Source organism: Paracoccus jeotgali (genome assembly GCF_002865605.1).
In the GTDB taxonomy this organism is placed as follows: domain Bacteria; phylum Pseudomonadota; class Alphaproteobacteria; order Rhodobacterales; family Rhodobacteraceae; genus Paracoccus; species Paracoccus jeotgali.
Genome location: NZ_CP025583.1, coordinates 693442 through 711517, shown reverse-complemented (window position 1 = coordinate 711517; position 18076 = coordinate 693442). Strand labels below are relative to the sequence as shown.

The window sequence follows — 18076 nt, the reverse complement described above, 5'->3', positions numbered from 1 at the left end:
CTCCTCAGGCCAGATCCATCAGCGCGCGAAAGGTCAGATCGACCCGTCGTCCGGCGCCATTTTCGACCCGCTTGGCGCGGGCGCGCAGAAACCACAGGCCGGCGAGCCGACCCGCATCGGTGACAAGCTCGGCGCCTTCCAGCGCCGTGCTGACGGCCACGGCGGCCTGTTTGACGGCGCGAAACCCGGCGCTGTCATCGCTGCCGGCCAGGACCGAGACAACGAAATCATGCCGCGTCGTGGCACCGGTGCTGTCGGCGAAGCCCCGCGCATCCTCGGGGCCAAGCGAGACATAGACGCCGGCTGGCGCATCCACCGGCAGCGCGTCAAAGATCGCGTCCCCGACCAGCACCCCCAGCGCCGCATCGGACCGCAGGCATTGATAGACCGCACCCTGCAGCGCGACCGAAGCCTGATAGCTCATGCCAGTTCCTCCTCGGCAATGACCTGCACATAGCGGCCGGCGGCGTCCGCCTCGGCGACGGATTCGATCCGGAACAGCCGCGTGCCCATCCGCAACCGCTGCCCCGGCCGGGGCCGGCGCGGGTCGCCGGCCGCAAAGCCGCGCAGCGTGATCGTCCAGCCGGCGACGCTCTCCGGCCCGGCCTCGGCGCCCCGCATCGCGCCGCGCCCGGCCTTCATCGCGGCGAAGACCTGCCCCAGCGCCACCCATTGCACGCTATGCCCGCCCATCCCGTCGGGCTGACGCTCGCGCGTTTCCAGGATCAGGGGCACGGTCAGACGTGGCGGCACCATCAGCGCGCCCCCCGTCCGGCCAGAACCCGGACCGCGCGCCAGCGCTCGATCAAGGCGCTGACCCCCATCGGCAGGGCACGCCCGGCCTCTTGGCCGCGATCCTCGTAATAGCGCGCGGCCAGCATCAGCACCGCCTGCGCCAGATCGGCGGGCACCAGCGCCCAGTCATCCGCGAAACCGGCGGTAAAGCGGATGACTGCGCTGCCGCCATCGGGCACCTCGGGCAGGGCCGGGCCGCGCGGGCGGATCAGCGGGCGCATCACATCCTCGACCAGCCGCCAGCTGTCGGGCGGCAGGGTCCGCAGGCTGCCATCGGCGGCCTCGATCTGGACCGCATCGACCCGGCCCACCGGCGCCATCGGCAAGGGCTGGCCGCATGGATCGCGCCAGTCCTGCAGCACCAGACGATAGTCGCGGCGCAGCAGCACCTTGCCGGTCCGCCCCTCGATGGTGGCCATGGCCGCGCGCAGAAACCCCGCCAGCGCGCGGTTTTCGTCACCGTCATCCGCAAGATCAAAGCCAGTGCCCAGCCGCAGATACGCGCGCAACTCGGCCACCGGCAGCGCCGCATCGGCCAGCGTCGTTTCTTCGACAAGTATCATCCCGAACCCCCCGTCCAGGCTGGACCCATAGGCCCGCATTCACAGGAAAAAGCCGCGCCGGCACGCCGTTTCCGGGCGTGCGCGGACAGTTGCTGAACCGGCGGAGCGACGGCCGGCGCGACCCTCGACGGCCTGGGATCAGGCGCCGAACCGCAGGACCTTGACGGCACGTCCATCGACCAGCCCGCCACCGACGCGCTTGGTGGCGTAGAACAGCACATGCGGCTTGACCGAGAAGGGGTCACGCAGCACGCGCAGCTCGGGACGCTCGACGATGGTATAGGCGGCCTTGAAGTCGCCGAAGGCGATCGAGACGCTGTCGGCCTCGATCTCGGGCATGTCCTCGGACAGCATCACCGGATAGCCCAGCAGCCGCGCCGGCTCGCCCGCCGCCAGGCTGTCGGCCCAGATGAAGCGGCCATCGCCATCCTTCAGCTTGCGAACCGCGGCCGCGGTTTTCGAGCTCATGATGAAGGCCGCATTGGCGCGATGCCCGGCCGGCAGCGCATAGACCAGGTCGATCAGCACGCTGGCGCCGTTATTGGCCGCGAAGCCGCCCGCCGCGCCGGTCTTGATGGCGCCGATCCGGCGGATGTCGCCCTTGCCCGTCATGTCCAGCGTCTGGCGCAGCAGGCCGCGCGGCTTGTTGATGCCGTCGCCCATCAGGAAGGACGCGGCCTCGGCGCGGGCGAATTTCTCGGCGATGCGCCCGGCCAGCCAGGTTTCGATGTCAAAGGCGGCATCGTCCAGCAGGCGCTGGCTGGCGCGCGGCATGGCCGACAGCTCGTGCAGCGCGATCTGGATGCGCTCGATATGCGCGGGCGCGGTCTCTGCGGCCGCCGTCTCGCTCGCCCAGCCGGTGACCAGATCGTCCGAGTCGATCAGCGCCTCATAGGTGGCGGCCTCGACCTGCACGACATTGGCCAGCGCCCGCAGCGAGCCGGCATTGCTCAGCACGTTCTGCACGCTCTCGGCCAGTTGCGGCGAGGCGATGAAGGCGTTGTCGGCGGTGGTCAGGCTTTTCTCCTCGATGGCGAGGCTGCGCATCCCGGTCTCGTCGCCGCGGCGCAGATAGGCGTTGAACGCTTTCTGATGCGGGGCGGCGGGGTTGGCCTCGGTCGACAGCGGGCTGCGGGCGCGGAAGGCGGTCTTGCGTTCGAACATGCTCATGCGTTCATCCTGTGTGTTCAGTTTCTTCTGAATGTCGTCGCGGAACGTGCGGAGTTCGTTCACGAACCCCAGCAGCGCACCCTTCAGCTCGCCGGGCGCGGGCGCGGTCGCGTCCCCGGATGTGACCTCGGTCATCAGCGTCTCCTCGTGGATGAAATGGGCCAAGGCCCGTTGCCGGATCGGGCGCCACGGCAGGCCCGACCCGAACCCCTGCCCCCGCGGCTCAGCCGCGCAGGGCCTCCGTCGCAGCGACCAGCGCCGCGGCGAGTTCGTCATGCTCGGGCTCGTCGTCCCGCCCCTTGCGGCCCAGCTTGGCCTCGGGCAGCATCGGGAAGGTGACCAGCGACACCTCCCACAGCTCGACCTCGGTCAGCAGGCGGCGGCCGCGGTCGTCCTTGTGGGCACGCAGCGTGCGATAGCCGATGGACAGCCCGTCAATGGCCCCGGCCTCGATCAGCGTCGCCGCCTCGCGGGCCAGCGCCACGTCGGGCAGCAGCCTGCCGCGCACCCACAGCCCGGTCTCGTCCTCGCGGATTTCGTCCCAGACCCCGATGGGGCGGGTCGGATCGTGCTGCCACAGCATCCGAACCTTGTCCCCCCCCCGCGACCCGCTTCAGCGAGGCGGCGAACGCGCCCCGCGTCACCACGTCCCCGCCCTGATCGGCCAGGCCGAAGCGGCTGGCATAGCCTTCGATGACCGAACCCTCGGTCATCACCGGCTTGCCCCCGGCAAATTTCAACTCCAGACCGCTCTCCATCGGTCAGCCTCCTTTCGGTGCAAATTCCAGGATCGACTGCACGGCCTGCGACAGGATCACGGCGACGACGCCGTAAACCGTCATCCACAGCCGCTTTTCCAGCCCCTCGATCAGGGCCTCGATCCGCTCAAGCCGCTTGTCCACCGCGCCGAACTGCAATGCCATGACACGCTCCTGTGCCTCGAAACGGTGGTGATGCGGGTCATAGCCGTCGACAAAGCGAGAGCCTTCCATCTCAGGCGGTCCCGTCATCGCCCAGTGGCGGCAGGCCCAGCGCGGCGCGCTTCTCGGCGTCGGTCAGAAAGCTCGCCGCGCCCACCCGCGCCCACAGCTGCTCGCGTTCCGCCGCCAGCGCCGGGACCTGATCGGCGTCGGGGCGCAGATCGACCTCGGCGCCCAGATGCTCGGACAGGAACCACGCCACCGCCGCCGCGACCCGGCTGGCCAGCGGCAGGACGGTCAGGCGGTAAAAGGCCCGATGCGCCTCGGCGTAATTGGCATAGGTGGCGTCGCCGGGGATGCCGATCAGCATCGGCGGCACCCCGAAGGCCTGCGCGATCTCGCGCGCCGCCGACAGCTTGGTCTCGTGAAACTCCATGTCCGAGGGCGAGAACCCCATCGGCTTCCAGTCCAGCCCGCCTTCCAGCAGCACCGGGCGCCCGGCATTGCGCGCGCCCTGGTGATGCGTCTCCATCTCGACGACCAGACGCTCATATTGCTCGGCCGACAGGTTGCCATGCCCGTCCGGCCCCTTGTAGATGATCGCGCCCGAGGGCCGCGCGGCATTGTCCAGCAGCGCCTTGGACCAGGCCGAGGCGCTGTTGTGGACATCGACCGCCACCGCCGCCGCCTGCAAGGGCGACAGCCCGTAATGATCGTCGGTCGGGTGGAAGCTGCGGATATGGCAGATCGGATCGGGGCTGCCGCGCATGTCGAAACGGTGCTTGTGCCCGCCCACCGCATATTCGAACGCCACCGGCCAGCCATCCTCGCCCGGCACCACGCTCATCCGGTCGGATCGCAGCACGTGCAGTTCCGCCGGCAGCCCCTCGCCGCTGACGCCGACGGCTTCCAGATAGCCGTTCCCGCTCAGCAGGATCTGGCCGAACAGCGCCTCGAACAGCTCGGCCCGGCCCTGCCCCGGATTCGGCCGGCGCAGCAGGTCCAGCACCGGATGGGTGTCATAGCGCTGCTCGCGATCCTGGCAGATCAGCGGCACCGCCGCCGCCGCCTCGCAGATCAGCCGCACGGCCCGGAACCCGACCGGGTTGGCGATGAACCCGCCGCGGGTCAGGCTGCCGGTGTCGCGCGCCGACCAGACCGAGCGCCCGTATCCGGCCGCAAGCGCCGCCACCCGGCCGCTGGCGCTGGCCTTTCCCTCGATGACCGGCGCGCCCTGCGGCGACCGGGAAAACAAACGAAACGCCATGCCTCGCCTCCGTTCCTGTCGAAAAGAAAAGGGCCGCCCGAATTGGCGGCCCCCGGTTTTCCTCGATATCCGTCAGCGTCACAGGCTGCGCATCTGCGGCTGTCGAAAGCCGCTTGCCGGCTCGATCATCAGCTCGTGGATCGCCCAGACCAGCGCATCGACCCGGTCGGGAGAGCCGCGCCCCTCATAGCCGCGCAGGCTCATCCGGCACATCTGATCTTCCAGCGCGCCCAGCGACGGCCCGCGCAGATGCTTCACCCGGCCCTGCTCATACAGCGCCGCCACCGGCTCTGCCCGCAGCGCCTTCCCGCGCGAGGCCCGCAGCCCCCGGAAGGGCACCAGCGGATCAAGCTGGCGCAGCACGCTTTCGATCAGATCGCCGCCCTGGTTGACCTCGGCCACCAGCTTCTCGGCCTTGTGGCGATCCATCGCCGCAATGGCGCCGCGCGCCCAGTCGCTGGGACTGCCGCGCAGGCTGGCATCCTCGATCACATAGGCCCGCCAATTTTTGGGCGGCCCCTGCGTCACCACGCCGGCGACGACGATCCCGCATTCGTCCGACCCCTCGGCCCCGCTGACCGCCGGGTCGATGGCGACCACGATCCGGTCCAGATCCGGCAGCCGGTCGACCCGTGCCGCCTCGACCATGGCCGAGGTCCACAGCGCACCCTCGACATCCTCCAGCAGCACGCCCTCCAGCTCTTGCCGGCCTAGCCGGGTGCCGCCGTAACGCGCTTCGACCTCGGCCAGAAAGCTCTCGGCCAGATAGGCGCGGTTGGCATCGGTCGGCGCCTGCGTCGTCACCGTAGAGGCGCTGCGCAGGATGCGTTTCAGCACCTCGACATTGCGCGGCGTGGTGGTCACGACCTGCTGCGGATGGCTGCCCAGACGCAGCGCGAATTGCAGCATGTCCCAGCTGTCCTCGGCCTTCTTCCACTTGGCCAGTTCGTCCACTCAGGCCACGTCGAATTGCGGCCCGCGCAGCGCCTCTGGCTCATGGGCGGAATAGACCGTCGCGGTCGCGCCATTGGGCCAGACCAGCCTGCGCCGCGACGCCTCCCACACCGGACGCCGGTCGGGGGGCGAGTAGGCCAGAATCCCGCTGTCGCCCATCACCATCACCTCGCGGGCCTGATCGAAGGTCTCGCCGATCAGCGCCACCCGCGAGCATTCCCCCCGCGCCTGCGGTGTCGCCCCCTCGACCTTGCGGCGCACCCATTCGGCCCCGGCACGCGTCTTGCCCGCGCCCCGTCCGCCCATGATGACCCAGCTTTTCCAGTCGCCACGCGGCGGCAGCTGATGCGGCAGCGCCCAGAACTCGAAGATCCACGGCAGGCTCGCCAGCGCATTGTCGCTCAGGCCGGCCAGGAACGCGTCAACCTCCCTCGGCGCGGCGGAGGCAAGCCAGGCGGCGCCCGATTTCATCGCGGGCGGCGTCAAGGTCGAAACAGCCGTCCCCGACCCCTCCGGCAATTTCCTTGCGAAGTTTGTCAACCTTGTTCCTTTCCTCGATCATCTGCTGCGTCGCGTTGCGCAGGCTGCGCGCCATGGCGGCGGCGTCCTTCAGCTCGCCCAGATCACCGGCCCGCAGCTTGCGCCGCAGCCGCTCCATGTCTTCGGCGGCGTCCCGAAAGACGCCGCTTGCGATCTCTATGGTCTCGATCGGATCGTGGCGCGTCACCTGCGCCCCGACCTGTTCGGCCCCCGGTTCAAACGACCCCGGATCGAATGTCATTGTCATTCAGCCATGCCCCGCCTCGTGATCTGTCCGCACGAGCCGAGAAACGAAAAAAGCGGCCCGGGGTCAGTGACCCGGCCGCTTGCCCATTTCTCCCAGCATGAATACCTTCTACCCTGGGCCGTTCGCCAAGTCAATCGCTAAACCCTGACGTGTGATGTTTGCCGCTGCTTTACCAAGGATAACAGCGCCTTACTGCACGCAACACCCCAGCCGCACGCTGTTGCATAGGGCCGATTTCCGCAACACGTCACGCCACGAATCGCAGAATCACAGCCTATGCGAGGCGCGCCGCTCAGCCCCCGGTCGGCGGCTGCGGCGCGCTCTGATCCGCCTCGATCTGGCGCCAGCGTGCAACGGCGGCGTTATGCTCTTCCAGCGTGCGCGAGAATTGGTGCCCGCCAGAGCCATCCGCGACAAAGTACAGGTACTCCGTCGCCGCCGGGTTCAGCGCGGCCTCGATGGCCGCCTTGCCGGGGTTGGCGATGGGCGTCCTAGGCAGCCCGTCGATCTGATAGGTGTTCCAGTCGGTCTTGCGGTCCAGTTCCGACCGGCGCAACCCGCGATCCAGCACGCCCTTGCCCTCGGTGACGCCATAGATCACCGTCGGGTCGGTCTGCAGGCGCATCCCCTGCTCCAGCCGGTTGACGAAGACGCTGGCCACATCGGCGCGCTCCTCGGCGATGCCGGTTTCCTTTTCGACGATCGAGGCCATGATCAGCGCCTCCTCCGGCGTCTGATAGGGCAGCCCGAACGGTCGGCTTTCCCACGCCGCCTGCAGGATCGCCTGCTGGCGCTTCTCCATATCGGCCAGGATCGCTTCGCGGTCGGCGCCCTTCTGCACCTCATAGCTGTCGGGCGCGAGCATCCCCTCGGGGGGGACCGTGTCGATCTCGCCGCTCAGGAAATTGGCGCGTTTCAGCCCCTCGGCCACCTGCCAGCTGGTCACACCCTCGGCGACGACAACGCGCAGGCGGGCATCGGGCTGGTTCTCGGCCCGCAGCACGGCGTCATGCGGCTGTTCGGTGACCGGATCGTATTTCACCCGCTCTTCATAGACGCCGGTCTCGGGGTTGATGTCGCGCAACACCACCGAATCGGCGCGCACACCGACGCGATAGATCACTTCGGTCCCGCAGGTGGACGGCCCGCCGGCGGTGATGACCGCGACGATGTCTTCCATGCTCGCCCCCGGCGGCACCAGATACGAGCCAAACTTCAGATCCCGCGCCTTGCCCGCCGCATCGGCCCCGGCCCGGAAAATATATGAGTTCGAAATCGCCCCCTGTTCCTTCAGCGTCTTGCTGACCGCCGACAGGCTGGCGCCGCGCGCGACCTGCACGCATTGCGCCACCTGCGCGGGACCGGCCCCCGTATATTGCGCCCGCCCCCATGCCAGCATCCCCGCCGCCACGATCAGAACGAACAGCAGCAGCGTCAGAAAGGTCGAGGCGATGTTGCGCCACATCAGTCGCGAACCTGCCCGATGATCAGGCAGGCATTGGTCCCGCCAAAGCCGAAGCTGTTGGACAGCGCCACGTCGATCTTGCGCCGCACGGCGGCATTGGCGGCAAGATCCAGCTTTGGCTCGACCGCCGGATTGTCCAAGTTGATCGTCGGCGGCGCGATCTGGTCGCGCAGCGCCAGCACGCAAAAGATCGCCTCGACCGCGCCCGCCGCCCCCAGCAGATGCCCGATGCTCGACTTGGTCGAGGACATGGTGACATTGCTGGCGTGATCGCCCAGCAACCGCTCGACCGCACCCAGTTCGATGGTGTCGGCCATGGTCGAGGTGCCATGCGCGTTGACGTAGTCGATATCCTCCGGCGTCAGCCCGGTATTGCGCAGCGCGTTCTGCATGGCGCGGAACCCGCCCTCGCCATTCTCGGCCGGCGCGGTGATGTGATAGGCGTCGCCCGACAGCCCGTAACCCAGCACCTCGGCATAGATGTGGGCGCCGCGCGCGCGGGCGTGCTCCAGCTCTTCCAGCACGACGACGCCCGCGCCCTCGCCCATGACAAAGCCATCACGGTCGCGGTCATAGGGACGGCTGGCGGCCTTGGGATCGTCGGCGAAATGCGTCGACAGCGCCTTGCAGGCGTTGAAGCCGGCGATTCCGATCTCGCTGATGGGCGATTCCGCACCGCCCGCGACCATGACATCGGCGTCGCCCAGCATGATCAGCCGCGCCGCATCGCCAATGGCATGCGCGCCGGTCGAACAGGCCGTGACGACCGCATGGTTCGGCCCCTTGAAGCCGAAGCGGATTGAGACCTGACCCGAGATCAGGTTGATCAGCGCCCCCGGAATGAAGAAGGGCGAGACCCGCTTCGGCCCCTTTTCCTTGATCAGCACGGCGGTATCGGCAATCGAGGTCAGCCCGCCGATGCCCGAACCGATCATCACCCCGGTCCGCAGCTTTTCCTCGTCCGAGGTATCGGTCAGCCCGGCATCGGTGACGGCCTGAACCGCCGCCGCCATGCCATACAGGATGAAATCATCGACCTTGCGCCGGTCCTTCGGCTCCATCCAGTCGTCGGGGTTGAAGCTGCCGTCGCTGCCATCGCCAAAGGGGACTTCGCAGGCGTATTTCGTGGTGACATCGCTGGCGTCAAAGCGCGTGATCGGCCCGGCGCCGGATTGGCCGTCAAGCAGCCGGGACCAAGTTTCCTCGACCCCCGACGCCAGCGGCGTGACCATTCCCAACCCGGTGACGACAACTCTGCGCATGCACGTATCCCTTCCGCTTCGTTCGCGTCGTGATACACGGCCCCGCCGCGCCGCGCAACGCTGCCCCGAAGGGCGCGTCGGGCACTCAGCAACGGCCCGCCCAGCGACCGGCGGCTATTCCTGCCAGCGCGGCTTGCGACGCTCGAAAAAGGCGGCGATGCCCTCAGGCGCCTCGTCGCCCTCCCACATCGCGATCAGCCGGTCGATGCTGTGCTCGATCGCGGCCTCGTCGATGGGCGGCCCCAGCGTCCGGGCCAGCCGCTTGGCCTCGGCCACCGCGCCGGGGGCGCAGCGCAGATAGGGCGCGACCTCTTCGGCGACGGCGGCGTCCAGATCGTCCGGCTCGACCACCCGCGCGACCAGGTTCAGCCGCTCGGCCTCGTCCACGTCGAACAGCCGACCGGACATGAAGACCCGCCGCGCCTTGTCCTCGCCCATACGGGCCAGCACATAGGGCCCGATGGTGGCCGGGATCAGCCCCAGCCGCGTCTCGGTCAGCCCGAACCACGCCCCACGTGCGGCGACGACGGTATCGCAGACCGCCATCATCCCCACGCCGCCGCCAAAGGCATTGCCATGCACGCGCCCGATCAGCGGCTTGGGCAGCGTGTTCAGCGCCATCAGCATCATCGCAAGCTGCCGCGCGCCCTGCCGCCGCGTCTCGGCATCGGCGGCGATCTGCTGCCGCATCCAGCCCAGATCGCCGCCCGCGCAGAAGCTTGGCCCGTCGGCGGCGAGCACGACCACGCGCACGCTGTCGTCCTGCCCCAGACGTTCCGCCGCGCGGGTCAGATCGGCCAGCATCGCCGCCGACAGCGCGTTGTGCTTTTCCGCCCGCGACAGCACCAGATGCACGACCCCGCGCCCGTCATCCTGCAGCCGCAGCGTCTCGAAGTCCTGATCTGCCGTCATGCGTTCCCATCCCCGTTGCTGCGCAGTGTGCGCGCGAATTCCGCCGCCCGCGCGATGGCCGCCGGGTCGAGCCCGGTGTGATAGCCGGCTTGCGCCAGATGGGCGGCCACACGTTCTGTCGCGACATTCCCGGCCGCGCCCGGCGCATAGGGGCAGCCGCCAAGTCCCGCCACGGCCGCATCAAAGACCCGAAGCCCGCGTTCCAGCGACACGTCGATATTCTGCAATGCCCGACCGGCGGTGTCGTGGTAATGCCCGGCCAGCCGCTCGGCCGGGACATGGTCCAAAACCGCCGCCAGCATGGCGTCCACGCTTTCGGGCCGGCCCTGCCCGATGGTGTCGCCAAGGCTGATCTCGTAGCAGCCCAGCGCCAGCAACCGCTCGGCCACGCGCGCCACATCGGCGGGCGGCACCGGCCCGTCAAAGGGGCAATCCGTGACCACGCTGACATAGCCGCGCACCCGCATCCCGTCCTGCTGCGCCTGCGCCATCAGGGGCGCGAAACGCTCGAAGCTTTCGTCGATGCTGGCATTCAGATTGGCCCGCGCAAACCCTTCCGAGGCAGAAGTGAAGATCGCGACCTCATCCGCCTGCGCCGCCCGTGCCGCCTCATAGCCGCGCAGATTGGGCGTCAGCGCGGCATAACGCACGCCTTGGGCGCGGTGAATGCCGGCCAGAACCTCGGCCGCGTCGGCCATCTGCGGCACCCATTTCGGGCTGACGAAGCTGGTGACCTCGATCCGGCGGAACCCGGCCTGCGACAGCATGTCGACCAGCGCGATCTTGTCCGCCGTCGCGATCAGGCGCTTTTCGTTCTGCAGCCCGTCGCGCGGCCCCATCTCGAAGATTTCGACGCTGTTCATGCCTTCTCTCCGCCTGTTCCGCGCCGCGCGCAACCGCAGCGCCGAGCCTTGATCAGCCTTGCCCGCAATGCCTGTCGCAGCAGCCTGCGACGGACGCGACCGCGCCTGTTATTCCTCGTCGGCCTCTTCCAGCCGGATCAGCGCCGCGCCGGCCTCGACCTGATCGCCGGGGCGCGCCAGCACCTCGGCCACCACGCCGTCGCGGGCGGCGGTCAGACTGTGTTCCATCTTCATCGCCTCGAGCACCGCCAGCCGGTCGCCCGCACTGACCTGCTGGCCCTCGGTCACATGCACCGATTTCACCAGCCCCGGCATCGGCGACAGCGTCAGCCCGGTGCCCGCCACCGCACCGCTGCGCGCCAGCGGATCGAGCGGGGTCAAGGTCGCGTTGCGGTTGCCGAAGACGCTGACCCCGGCATCGTGATGCACGATCCGGTCGCGGCGCAGCGCGCCATCGACCCACCAGCGATCCCCCTGCCAGCGCACCTCGTGGCGCTGCCCGTCGATGGTCACGCAGGCAGCCCCCGGCCCCTGCACCTCGAGCATGGCCTCGCCGCCCTCCCAGGCGATGGTGCGGCGCAGCGGTTGCCACAGCGTCATGCCGCCCCGCGTCTGCGGATCGGCAAGGCCCGCCAGCCCGATCACCGCCAGCGCCAGCGTCGCGCTGTCGGGGCCGGTATCACCGATCAGCGCGTCCAGATCACGCTCGATCAGGCCGGTATCGACATCGCCCGCACGAAAACCCTCATGCCGGGTCAGCGCGGTCAGGAAATCGAGATTCGTCACCGCCCCGGCGACCTCGGTATCGACCAAAGCCCGTTCCAGCGAGCCCAGCGCAATGGCCCGAGTCGGGCCCCAGCAGACCAGTTTGGCCATCATCGGGTCATACCACGGGCTGATCGTGTCGCCCGACCGCACGCCGGTTTCGATCCGCGCCTGCTGCGGAAACTCCAGATGCGCGAGGCGGCCGGTCGCGGGCAGAAAGCCCGCCGGCACATCCTCGGCATAAAGCCGCGCCTCGAAGGCGTGGCCGTGGATGGTCAGGTCATCCTGCTGCGCGGGCAGCGCCTCGCCCGAGGCGACACGCAACTGCCATTCGACCAGATCGATGCCGGTGATGGCCTCGGTCACCGGATGTTCGACCTGCAGGCGGGTGTTCATCTCCATGAACCAGAACCCGTCGGGCCGCAGGCCGTGGCTGCCATCGACGATGAACTCGATGGTGCCCGCCCCCTTGTAGCCGATGGCCTCGGCGGCGCGGGTGGCGGCGCGGCCCATGATCTCGCGCATGGTGGGGGTCATGCCGGGGGCGGGCGCTTCCTCGATCACCTTCTGGTGGCGACGCTGCAGCGAGCAGTCGCGTTCGAACAGATGCACCGCGCGGGTGCCGTCGCCAAAGACCTGCACCTCGATATGGCGGGGGCGCAGGATGTATTTCTCGATCAGCACAGCGGGATTGCCGAAGGCGTTCTGCGCTTCGGACCGCGCCGATTCGAGCGCGTCGTTGAAATCGGTGGCCCGGTCGACGCGCCGCATCCCCTTGCCGCCGCCGCCCGCCACCGCCTTGATCAGCACCGGATAGCCGATCGAGCCTGCCTGCGCGGCCAGAAACCCCGCATCCTGATTGTCGCCGTGATAGCCGGGCACCACCGGCACGCCCGCCTTTTCCATCAGCGCCTTGGCCGCGTCCTTCAGCCCCATGGCCCGGATCGCGCTGGCCGAGGGGCCGATAAAGACCAGCCCCGCCGCCTCGACCGCCTCGACGAAATCGGGGTTCTCGGACAGAAAACCGTAGCCCGGATGGATCGCCTGCGCGCCGCAATCCAGCGCCGCCTGGATGATCACATCGCCGCGCAGATAGCTGTCGGCAGGTGCGGGGCCGCCCAGATGCACGGCCTCGTCGGCCATGGCGACATGTCGCGCGGCGCGGTCGGCATCCGAAAACACCGCGACCGTGGCCACGCCCAGCCTGCGGCAACTGTCGATGACGCGGCAGGCGATCTCACCGCGATTGGCGATCAGGATCTTCTGGAACATGCCGGCTCCTTCAGGACAGGGGGCGATTTCAGGACAAGGGACGATTTCAGGACAAGAGGCGGCGGGTCACAGCGATTGCTGGGCCGGGTGGATCTGCAGGGTCTGGCCGGCCAGCGCCTGCTGCTGTTCCAGCAAACCCTCGGCGTCGTCCACGATCAGCGCGACCAACCCCGATTCGGCGGCCTCGTCGGGGCTCTCGTCATAGGGGCGGCTGTTGCCGACGCCGCGCACCTGCCAATCGCGCCCGGCCAGATGGAACCGCGCCCCGGCCCGGGGCCGCTCGCCATTGGCGCGGATGACGACCGCGATGGTCGGCTCACCGGCGTAAAGGCCGACTGCGATGTGCGAAATGGTCGTCTCGATCATGTCAGATCCCTGTTCTGGTTCATCTTCTCGTTTCCGCGTCCCGCACCCACGCTACATGCGGAACACGCCAAAGCGCGTCGGCTCGATCGGCGCGTTCAGGCTGGCCCGCAGCGACAATGCCAGCACGTCGCGCGTCTTGCGAGGGTCGATGACGCCGTCATCCCACAGCCGCGCGCTGGCATAAAGCGGGTGGCTCTGACGGTCGAACATCTCGATGGTGGGGCGCTTGAACTCGGCCTCGTCCTCGGCCGACCAGCTGCCGCCCTTGCGCTCGATCCCGTCGCGGCGGACGGTGGCCAGCACCCCCGCCGCCTGCTCGCCGCCCATGACCGAGATGCGGCTGTTGGGCCAGGTCCACAGGAAGCGCGGGCCGTAGGCGCGCCCGGCCATGCCGTAATTCCCCGCGCCGAAGCTGCCGCCGACCAGCATTGTGATCTTGGGCACATTGGTCGTGGCGACGGCGGTGACCATCTTGGCCCCGTGCCGCGCGATGCCTTCGTTTTCGTATTTCCGCCCGACCATGAAGCCGGTGATGTTCTGCAGAAACACCAGCGGGATGTTGCGCTGGCTGCACAGCTCGATGAAATGCGCGCCCTTCTGCGCGGCTTCGGAAAACAGCACGCCGTTATTTGCGACGATGCCGACCGGGCAGCCCGCGACATGGGCGAATCCGGTCACCAGCGTCTCGCCGAAGCGCGCCTTGAACTCGTCGAAGCGGCTGCCATCGACGACGCGGGCGATCACCTCGCGGATGTCATAGGGCGTGCGCAGATCGGCGGGCACCACGCCCAGGATCTCATCGGGGTCAAGCGCGGGGTCTTCCGGTGACTGCCAGACCACGGTGTCCGGCATCCGCCGGTTCAGCCCCGCGACCGCGCGCCGCGCCATGGCCAGCGCATGGGCGTCATCCTCGGCCAGATAATCCGCGACGCCGGACAGGCGCGTGTGGACATCGCCGCCGCCCAGATCCTCGGCGCTGACGACCTCGCCCGTCGCGGCCTTGACCAGAGGGGGCCCGGCCAGAAAGATCGTGCCCTGATCGCGCACGATGATGGTGACGTCCGACATGGCCGGGACATAGGCGCCGCCCGCCGTGCACGAGCCCATGACCACGGCGATCTGCGGGATGCCCTTGGCGCTCATCTGCGCCTGATTGTAGAAGATGCGCCCGAAATGGTCGCGGTCGGGAAAGACCTCGTCCTGCTGCGGCAGGTTCGCCCCGCCCGAATCGACCAGATAGACGCAGGGCAGATGGCATTGCTCGGCGATTTCCTGCGCGCGCAGATGCTTCTTGACCGTCATCGGGTAATAGGTGCCGCCCTTGACGGTCGCGTCATTGGCCACGACCATGACGTCCTGCCCATGCACCCGCCCGACGCCCGCGATGACGCCGGCCCCCGGCGCCGCGCCGTCATACATGCCATGCGCGGCCGTGGTCCCGATTTCCAGAAACGGGCTGCCGGGGTCGAGCAGATTGGCCACCCGCTCGCGCGGGGGCATCTTGCCGCGGGCGACGTGGCGTTCCATCGCCGCCGCACCGCCGCCCGCCAGCACCGCATCGGCGGCGGCGCGGATATCGGCCAGCAGGTCCAGATGCGCGGCGCGGTTGGCGCGAAAGCTTTCCGAGCCGGTCGGAATGGACGAGGTCAGCTTCATGCCTTGGCCATCAATTCGCGGCCGATCAGCATGCGGCGGATCTCGCTGGTGCCGGCGCCGATCTCCATCAGCTTGGCGTCGCGGAACAGCCGGCTGACCACGCTGTCATTCAGGAACCCCGCCCCGCCCAGCGCCTGCACCGCCTGATGGGACTGCACCATCGCCTGTTCCGAGGCGTAAAGCACCGCCCCCGCCGCGTCCTGACGCGTCACCGCGCCCCGGTTGCAGGCCTTTGCGACCTCGTAGACATAGGCCTTGGCGGTGTTCATCGCGACATACATATCGGCGATCTTGGCCTGCATCAGCTGGAAATCCCCGATCGGCTGGCCGAACTGGCGGCGGTCGCGGCAATAGGGCACGACCTCGTCCAGACAGGCGGCCATGATCCCGGTGCCGATCCCCGACAGCACGACGCGTTCGTAATCGAGGCCCGACATCAGCACCCGCACGCCCTTGCCCTCGGTCCCCAGCACGTTTTCGTCCGGCACCTCGCAATTCTCAAAGATCAGCTCGCCCGTGTCCGAGCCGCGCATCCCCAGCTTGTCGAAATGCGGCCCCTGGGTGAAGCCCTTCATCCCCTTCTCGACGATGAAGGCGGTGATGCCCTTCGATCCCGCCTCGGGGTCGGTCTTGGCATAGACGACCAGCGTATCGGCCTGCGGCGCGTTGGTGATCCAGTATTTCGCGCCGTTGAGGACATAGACCCCGTCGCGCTTTTCCGCCCGCAGCTTCATCCCGACGACGTCCGAGCCCGCCCCCTCTTCCGACATCGCCAGCGCGCCCACATGCTCGCCCGAGCAGAGCTTCGGCAGGTATTTCCGCTTTTGCGCCTCGGTCCCGTTCAGCTTGAGCTGGTTGACGCAGAGGTTGGAGTGCGCCCCATAGGACAGGCTGACGCTGGCGCTGGCCCGCGCGATCTCTTCGGTCGCGACGGTGTGGGCCAGATAACCCATGCCGCTGCCGCCATATTCCTCGGGGACGGTGATGCCCAGCAGCCCCAGCTCTCCCATCTCGCGCCAGAGGTGGTGGGGAAAGACATTGTCGCGGTCGACATCAGCCGCGATGGGGCTGACGCGATCCCGCGCAAATCGCTGCACCATCTCGCGCAGCGCCGCGATATCCTCGCCCAGGTCGAATTCCATGCCATGCGTGAACATGCGGCCATCTCCCGTTATTTGAACGCCCGTTCATTTAACCGGAAATATGCGGGAAGACATGGCGGCGCGTCAACAGAAAGATGGGGTGGCGCGGCGAGATCGGTGCGGGCGCTGGTGCGGCGCGATGAGGGTTGGCGTCGCCTGCTGATCTTCACCATTCACCCAGCCTGCAATCCGCTTACGTGGCAGGCGCCCCGCCGGTCGGCCCGCCTTCAGACATAGGGGATCCCCTGCAACTGCGGCAGCGTCGTCTCGATGATCCGGTCATACGCGGCATCGCTTCGCCTGTAGGCCAGGGGCAACTGCATCGCCAGCGCCAGAAGCCGGCGGTCGTTGAAGGCGTTGACGATGAAGTTCTGCGGCGTGCCATAGGACCGCGCGCCCTGCCCATGAGTCAGGCTGATATCGGTCCAGGCGATGTCATAGATCTTCCGCTGCGCGTTCTCCGGCAGCGAATCGTAATAGTCCATATAGGCGGGTCCGAATTTCTCCATCTGCTCCGCCGCGCTGAAGCCCGAGCGCAGCCGCTTCAGCGCATGCGGCAGGTTCAGAACCCCCTCGCGCTGGCGCTGCCAGTTCGTCGCCCGCAGGATGCCCATGATGTTGCCCCGCACCATCACATTGCCGCCCGGCAGGCTTTCGCTGATGGCGAGAGACTCGAGCGCGGTTCCGAAGATCGCATAGCCGTTGCGTTGCAGATATTGCAGCTTCAACGGGCGCGTCAGCTTTTGATACAGAAACTCGCGATGCGGCAACCCGAGCACGCCGCAGATCTTCTTCGCACATTCGCTGTCCTGACCGGACTGCCGGTGAAACCGCCAGGTGAACAGCCATTCCGCTTGGTCGATCGCCGGCATCCCGGCGCCGAGAAGGCAGCGGGAATCACGCCCGCCGGACAGCGGAAGGATCACCCGTTCGCTGTGCAGCATGGCGGAAAAGATGTCACGCAAGCGCGCTGTGATCTCGTCATTGATGGCAAGAACGGCGTCGGTATCGTGGCGGGTGGTCAGGTCCGTCTCGGGCCGCGGCCAGTGGCGAACCGGCTCCATCCGGTCCAGATCCAGATAATGGCTCGCCAACAGGCGGCGAACCTGACGATCGCGCGTATGCCCCATCGTGTAGTTCGCCCGACCGTCTCGCGCCATCGCATAGGGAATGACCGGATTGTCGATGAAGTCCCGACCCTGCACGATGAAATTCGTCGACCCAGCCCGTCCCGCCTCGGCGTCGTAGACGGCTGCGAGATCGCCGACCGGGTCCAGGAAAAGCCGCTTGTAACGGGGCGTGAGCAACGCGACGATATAACGCCCGGCACAGCCCTCGACAAAGCGCTGGAAGCCGTCGGCGAAATCGGTGTCATCCGGCGAAAGCGGCAGGCGGATCGTTCCCTTCAACGGCCGTCCGGCCGCATCGACCGCCACCCCCAGCAGATAGCCCAGCCGCTCATTATTGCGGCCCAGCAACTTCATCGCAGGCAGATCGGACGCGTGGCGAAGGTACCAGCCGTCGCATTCATGCTCATGCCAGCCCGGGAGCTCGAGCGGGCGATCCCGGCTGATCAGCCACTGATGTTTGAAGGTCGCAAAGAACCCGTCAGGGTCGTTCCTGAATCGCTGAAGAGCCAGAGGCGTGAACATCATACTATTTCCACAGGTAGAACACAGGCGGCGCGTGACGCGCTCTGGCTGTTTGACGCGGTGTAAAAGCGCCGAAACGCCGAAATCTGGCAAGCCCTTGGTTGTGCATTCTGCATGCGGCCGCAATACCTGCCCATGTCGCCGCTGACATGCTGCAGACAGGCTGCCGCGCAGCCACGCCCGCACCCTCTCTCGCGTTACAGAACCAGCGCCCGCAGGATGCAGGATCGTCGCGGGCAGGACCAAAAGATGGGACGGGCAACGC

The 18076-nt window shown here is 68.0% G+C and carries 16 protein-coding genes and 2 pseudogenes; all 18 read right to left on the bottom strand.

Features of this window, described 5'->3' with window-relative positions; translation table 11 throughout:
• Window positions 1-4: 4 nt before the first annotated feature.
• Window positions 5-424 (bottom strand): DUF3168 domain-containing protein, encoded by a 420-nt coding sequence (locus CYR75_RS03595; RefSeq protein WP_101498878.1) that lies wholly within the window; start codon window positions 422-424, stop codon window positions 5-7.
• Window positions 421-756, bottom strand: a complete 336-nt coding sequence (locus tag CYR75_RS03590) for a head-tail adaptor protein (RefSeq protein ID WP_101498877.1) — start codon at window positions 754-756, stop codon at window positions 421-423. Before CYR75_RS03590 ends, CYR75_RS03595 begins: the two co-directional genes overlap by 4 nt.
• A complete protein-coding gene (locus tag CYR75_RS03585) occupies window positions 756-1358 on the bottom strand; it encodes a head-tail connector protein (RefSeq protein WP_101500851.1) in 603 nt (200 codons plus the stop codon). Before CYR75_RS03585 ends, CYR75_RS03590 begins: the two co-directional genes overlap by 1 nt.
• Window positions 1359-1496: 138 nt before the next feature.
• Window positions 1497-2663, bottom strand: a complete 1167-nt coding sequence (locus CYR75_RS03580; RefSeq protein WP_101500850.1) for a phage major capsid protein — start codon at window positions 2661-2663, stop codon at window positions 1497-1499.
• 88 nt (window positions 2664-2751) lie between these two features.
• A pseudogene (locus CYR75_RS03575) lies at window positions 2752-3286 on the bottom strand (HK97 family phage prohead protease).
• A 3-nt stretch (window positions 3287-3289) separates the two neighbouring features.
• Window positions 3290-3520 carry a GTA head formation protein, RCAP_rcc01685 family gene (locus tag CYR75_RS03570; protein WP_101498876.1) on the bottom strand — a complete coding sequence of 77 codons (231 nt, stop codon included), beginning with the start codon at window positions 3518-3520 and terminating at the stop codon, window positions 3290-3292.
• 1 nt (window position 3521) lies between these two features.
• On the bottom strand, window positions 3522-4715 hold the full coding sequence (locus tag CYR75_RS03565; RefSeq protein WP_101498875.1) for a phage portal protein: 1194 nt from the start codon (window positions 4713-4715) through the stop codon (window positions 3522-3524).
• Window positions 4716-4793: 78 nt separating this feature from the next.
• Window positions 4794-6140 (bottom strand): annotated as a pseudogene (locus CYR75_RS03560) (DNA-packaging protein).
• On the bottom strand, window positions 6091-6456 hold the full coding sequence (locus tag CYR75_RS03555) for a permease (protein ID WP_158644564.1): 366 nt from the start codon (window positions 6454-6456) through the stop codon (window positions 6091-6093). Before CYR75_RS03555 ends, CYR75_RS03560 begins: the two are co-directional and overlap by 50 nt.
• A 292-nt stretch (window positions 6457-6748) precedes the next feature.
• Window positions 6749-7921, bottom strand: a complete 1173-nt coding sequence (mltG, locus tag CYR75_RS03550; RefSeq protein ID WP_101498873.1) for an endolytic transglycosylase MltG — start codon at window positions 7919-7921, stop codon at window positions 6749-6751.
• Window positions 7921-9183, bottom strand: coding sequence for a beta-ketoacyl-ACP synthase II (gene fabF, locus CYR75_RS03545; protein ID WP_101498872.1), 1263 nt, complete (start codon window positions 9181-9183; stop codon window positions 7921-7923). The genes mltG and fabF overlap by 1 nt, the downstream gene beginning before the upstream one ends.
• Before the next feature lie 114 nt (window positions 9184-9297).
• Window positions 9298-10095 carry a crotonase/enoyl-CoA hydratase family protein gene (locus tag CYR75_RS03540; RefSeq protein ID WP_101498871.1) on the bottom strand — a complete coding sequence of 266 codons (798 nt, stop codon included), beginning with the start codon at window positions 10093-10095 and terminating at the stop codon, window positions 9298-9300.
• Complete coding sequence (locus tag CYR75_RS03535; protein ID WP_101498870.1) at window positions 10092-10958, bottom strand: hydroxymethylglutaryl-CoA lyase; 867 nt, start codon at window positions 10956-10958, stop codon at window positions 10092-10094. The genes CYR75_RS03540 and CYR75_RS03535 overlap by 4 nt, the downstream gene beginning before the upstream one ends.
• Before the next feature lie 108 nt (window positions 10959-11066).
• Window positions 11067-12995 carry an acetyl-CoA carboxylase biotin carboxylase subunit gene (locus CYR75_RS03530; protein WP_101498869.1) on the bottom strand — a complete coding sequence of 643 codons (1929 nt, stop codon included), beginning with the start codon at window positions 12993-12995 and terminating at the stop codon, window positions 11067-11069.
• A gap of 66 nt (window positions 12996-13061) precedes the next feature.
• On the bottom strand, window positions 13062-13361 hold the full coding sequence (locus tag CYR75_RS03525; protein WP_101498868.1) for a hypothetical protein: 300 nt from the start codon (window positions 13359-13361) through the stop codon (window positions 13062-13064).
• A 51-nt stretch (window positions 13362-13412) separates the two neighbouring features.
• Window positions 13413-15017: a carboxyl transferase domain-containing protein gene (locus CYR75_RS03520; RefSeq protein ID WP_101498867.1), complete on the bottom strand. Its 1605-nt coding sequence runs from the start codon at window positions 15015-15017 to the stop codon at window positions 13413-13415.
• On the bottom strand, window positions 15014-16174 hold the full coding sequence (locus CYR75_RS03515; protein WP_101498866.1) for an isovaleryl-CoA dehydrogenase: 1161 nt from the start codon (window positions 16172-16174) through the stop codon (window positions 15014-15016). Before CYR75_RS03515 ends, CYR75_RS03520 begins: the two co-directional genes overlap by 4 nt.
• Window positions 16175-16386: 212 nt before the next feature.
• Window positions 16387-18057 (bottom strand): asparagine synthetase B family protein, encoded by a 1671-nt coding sequence (locus tag CYR75_RS03510; RefSeq protein WP_158644563.1) that lies wholly within the window; start codon window positions 18055-18057, stop codon window positions 16387-16389.
• Window positions 18058-18076: the final 19 nt, after the last annotated feature.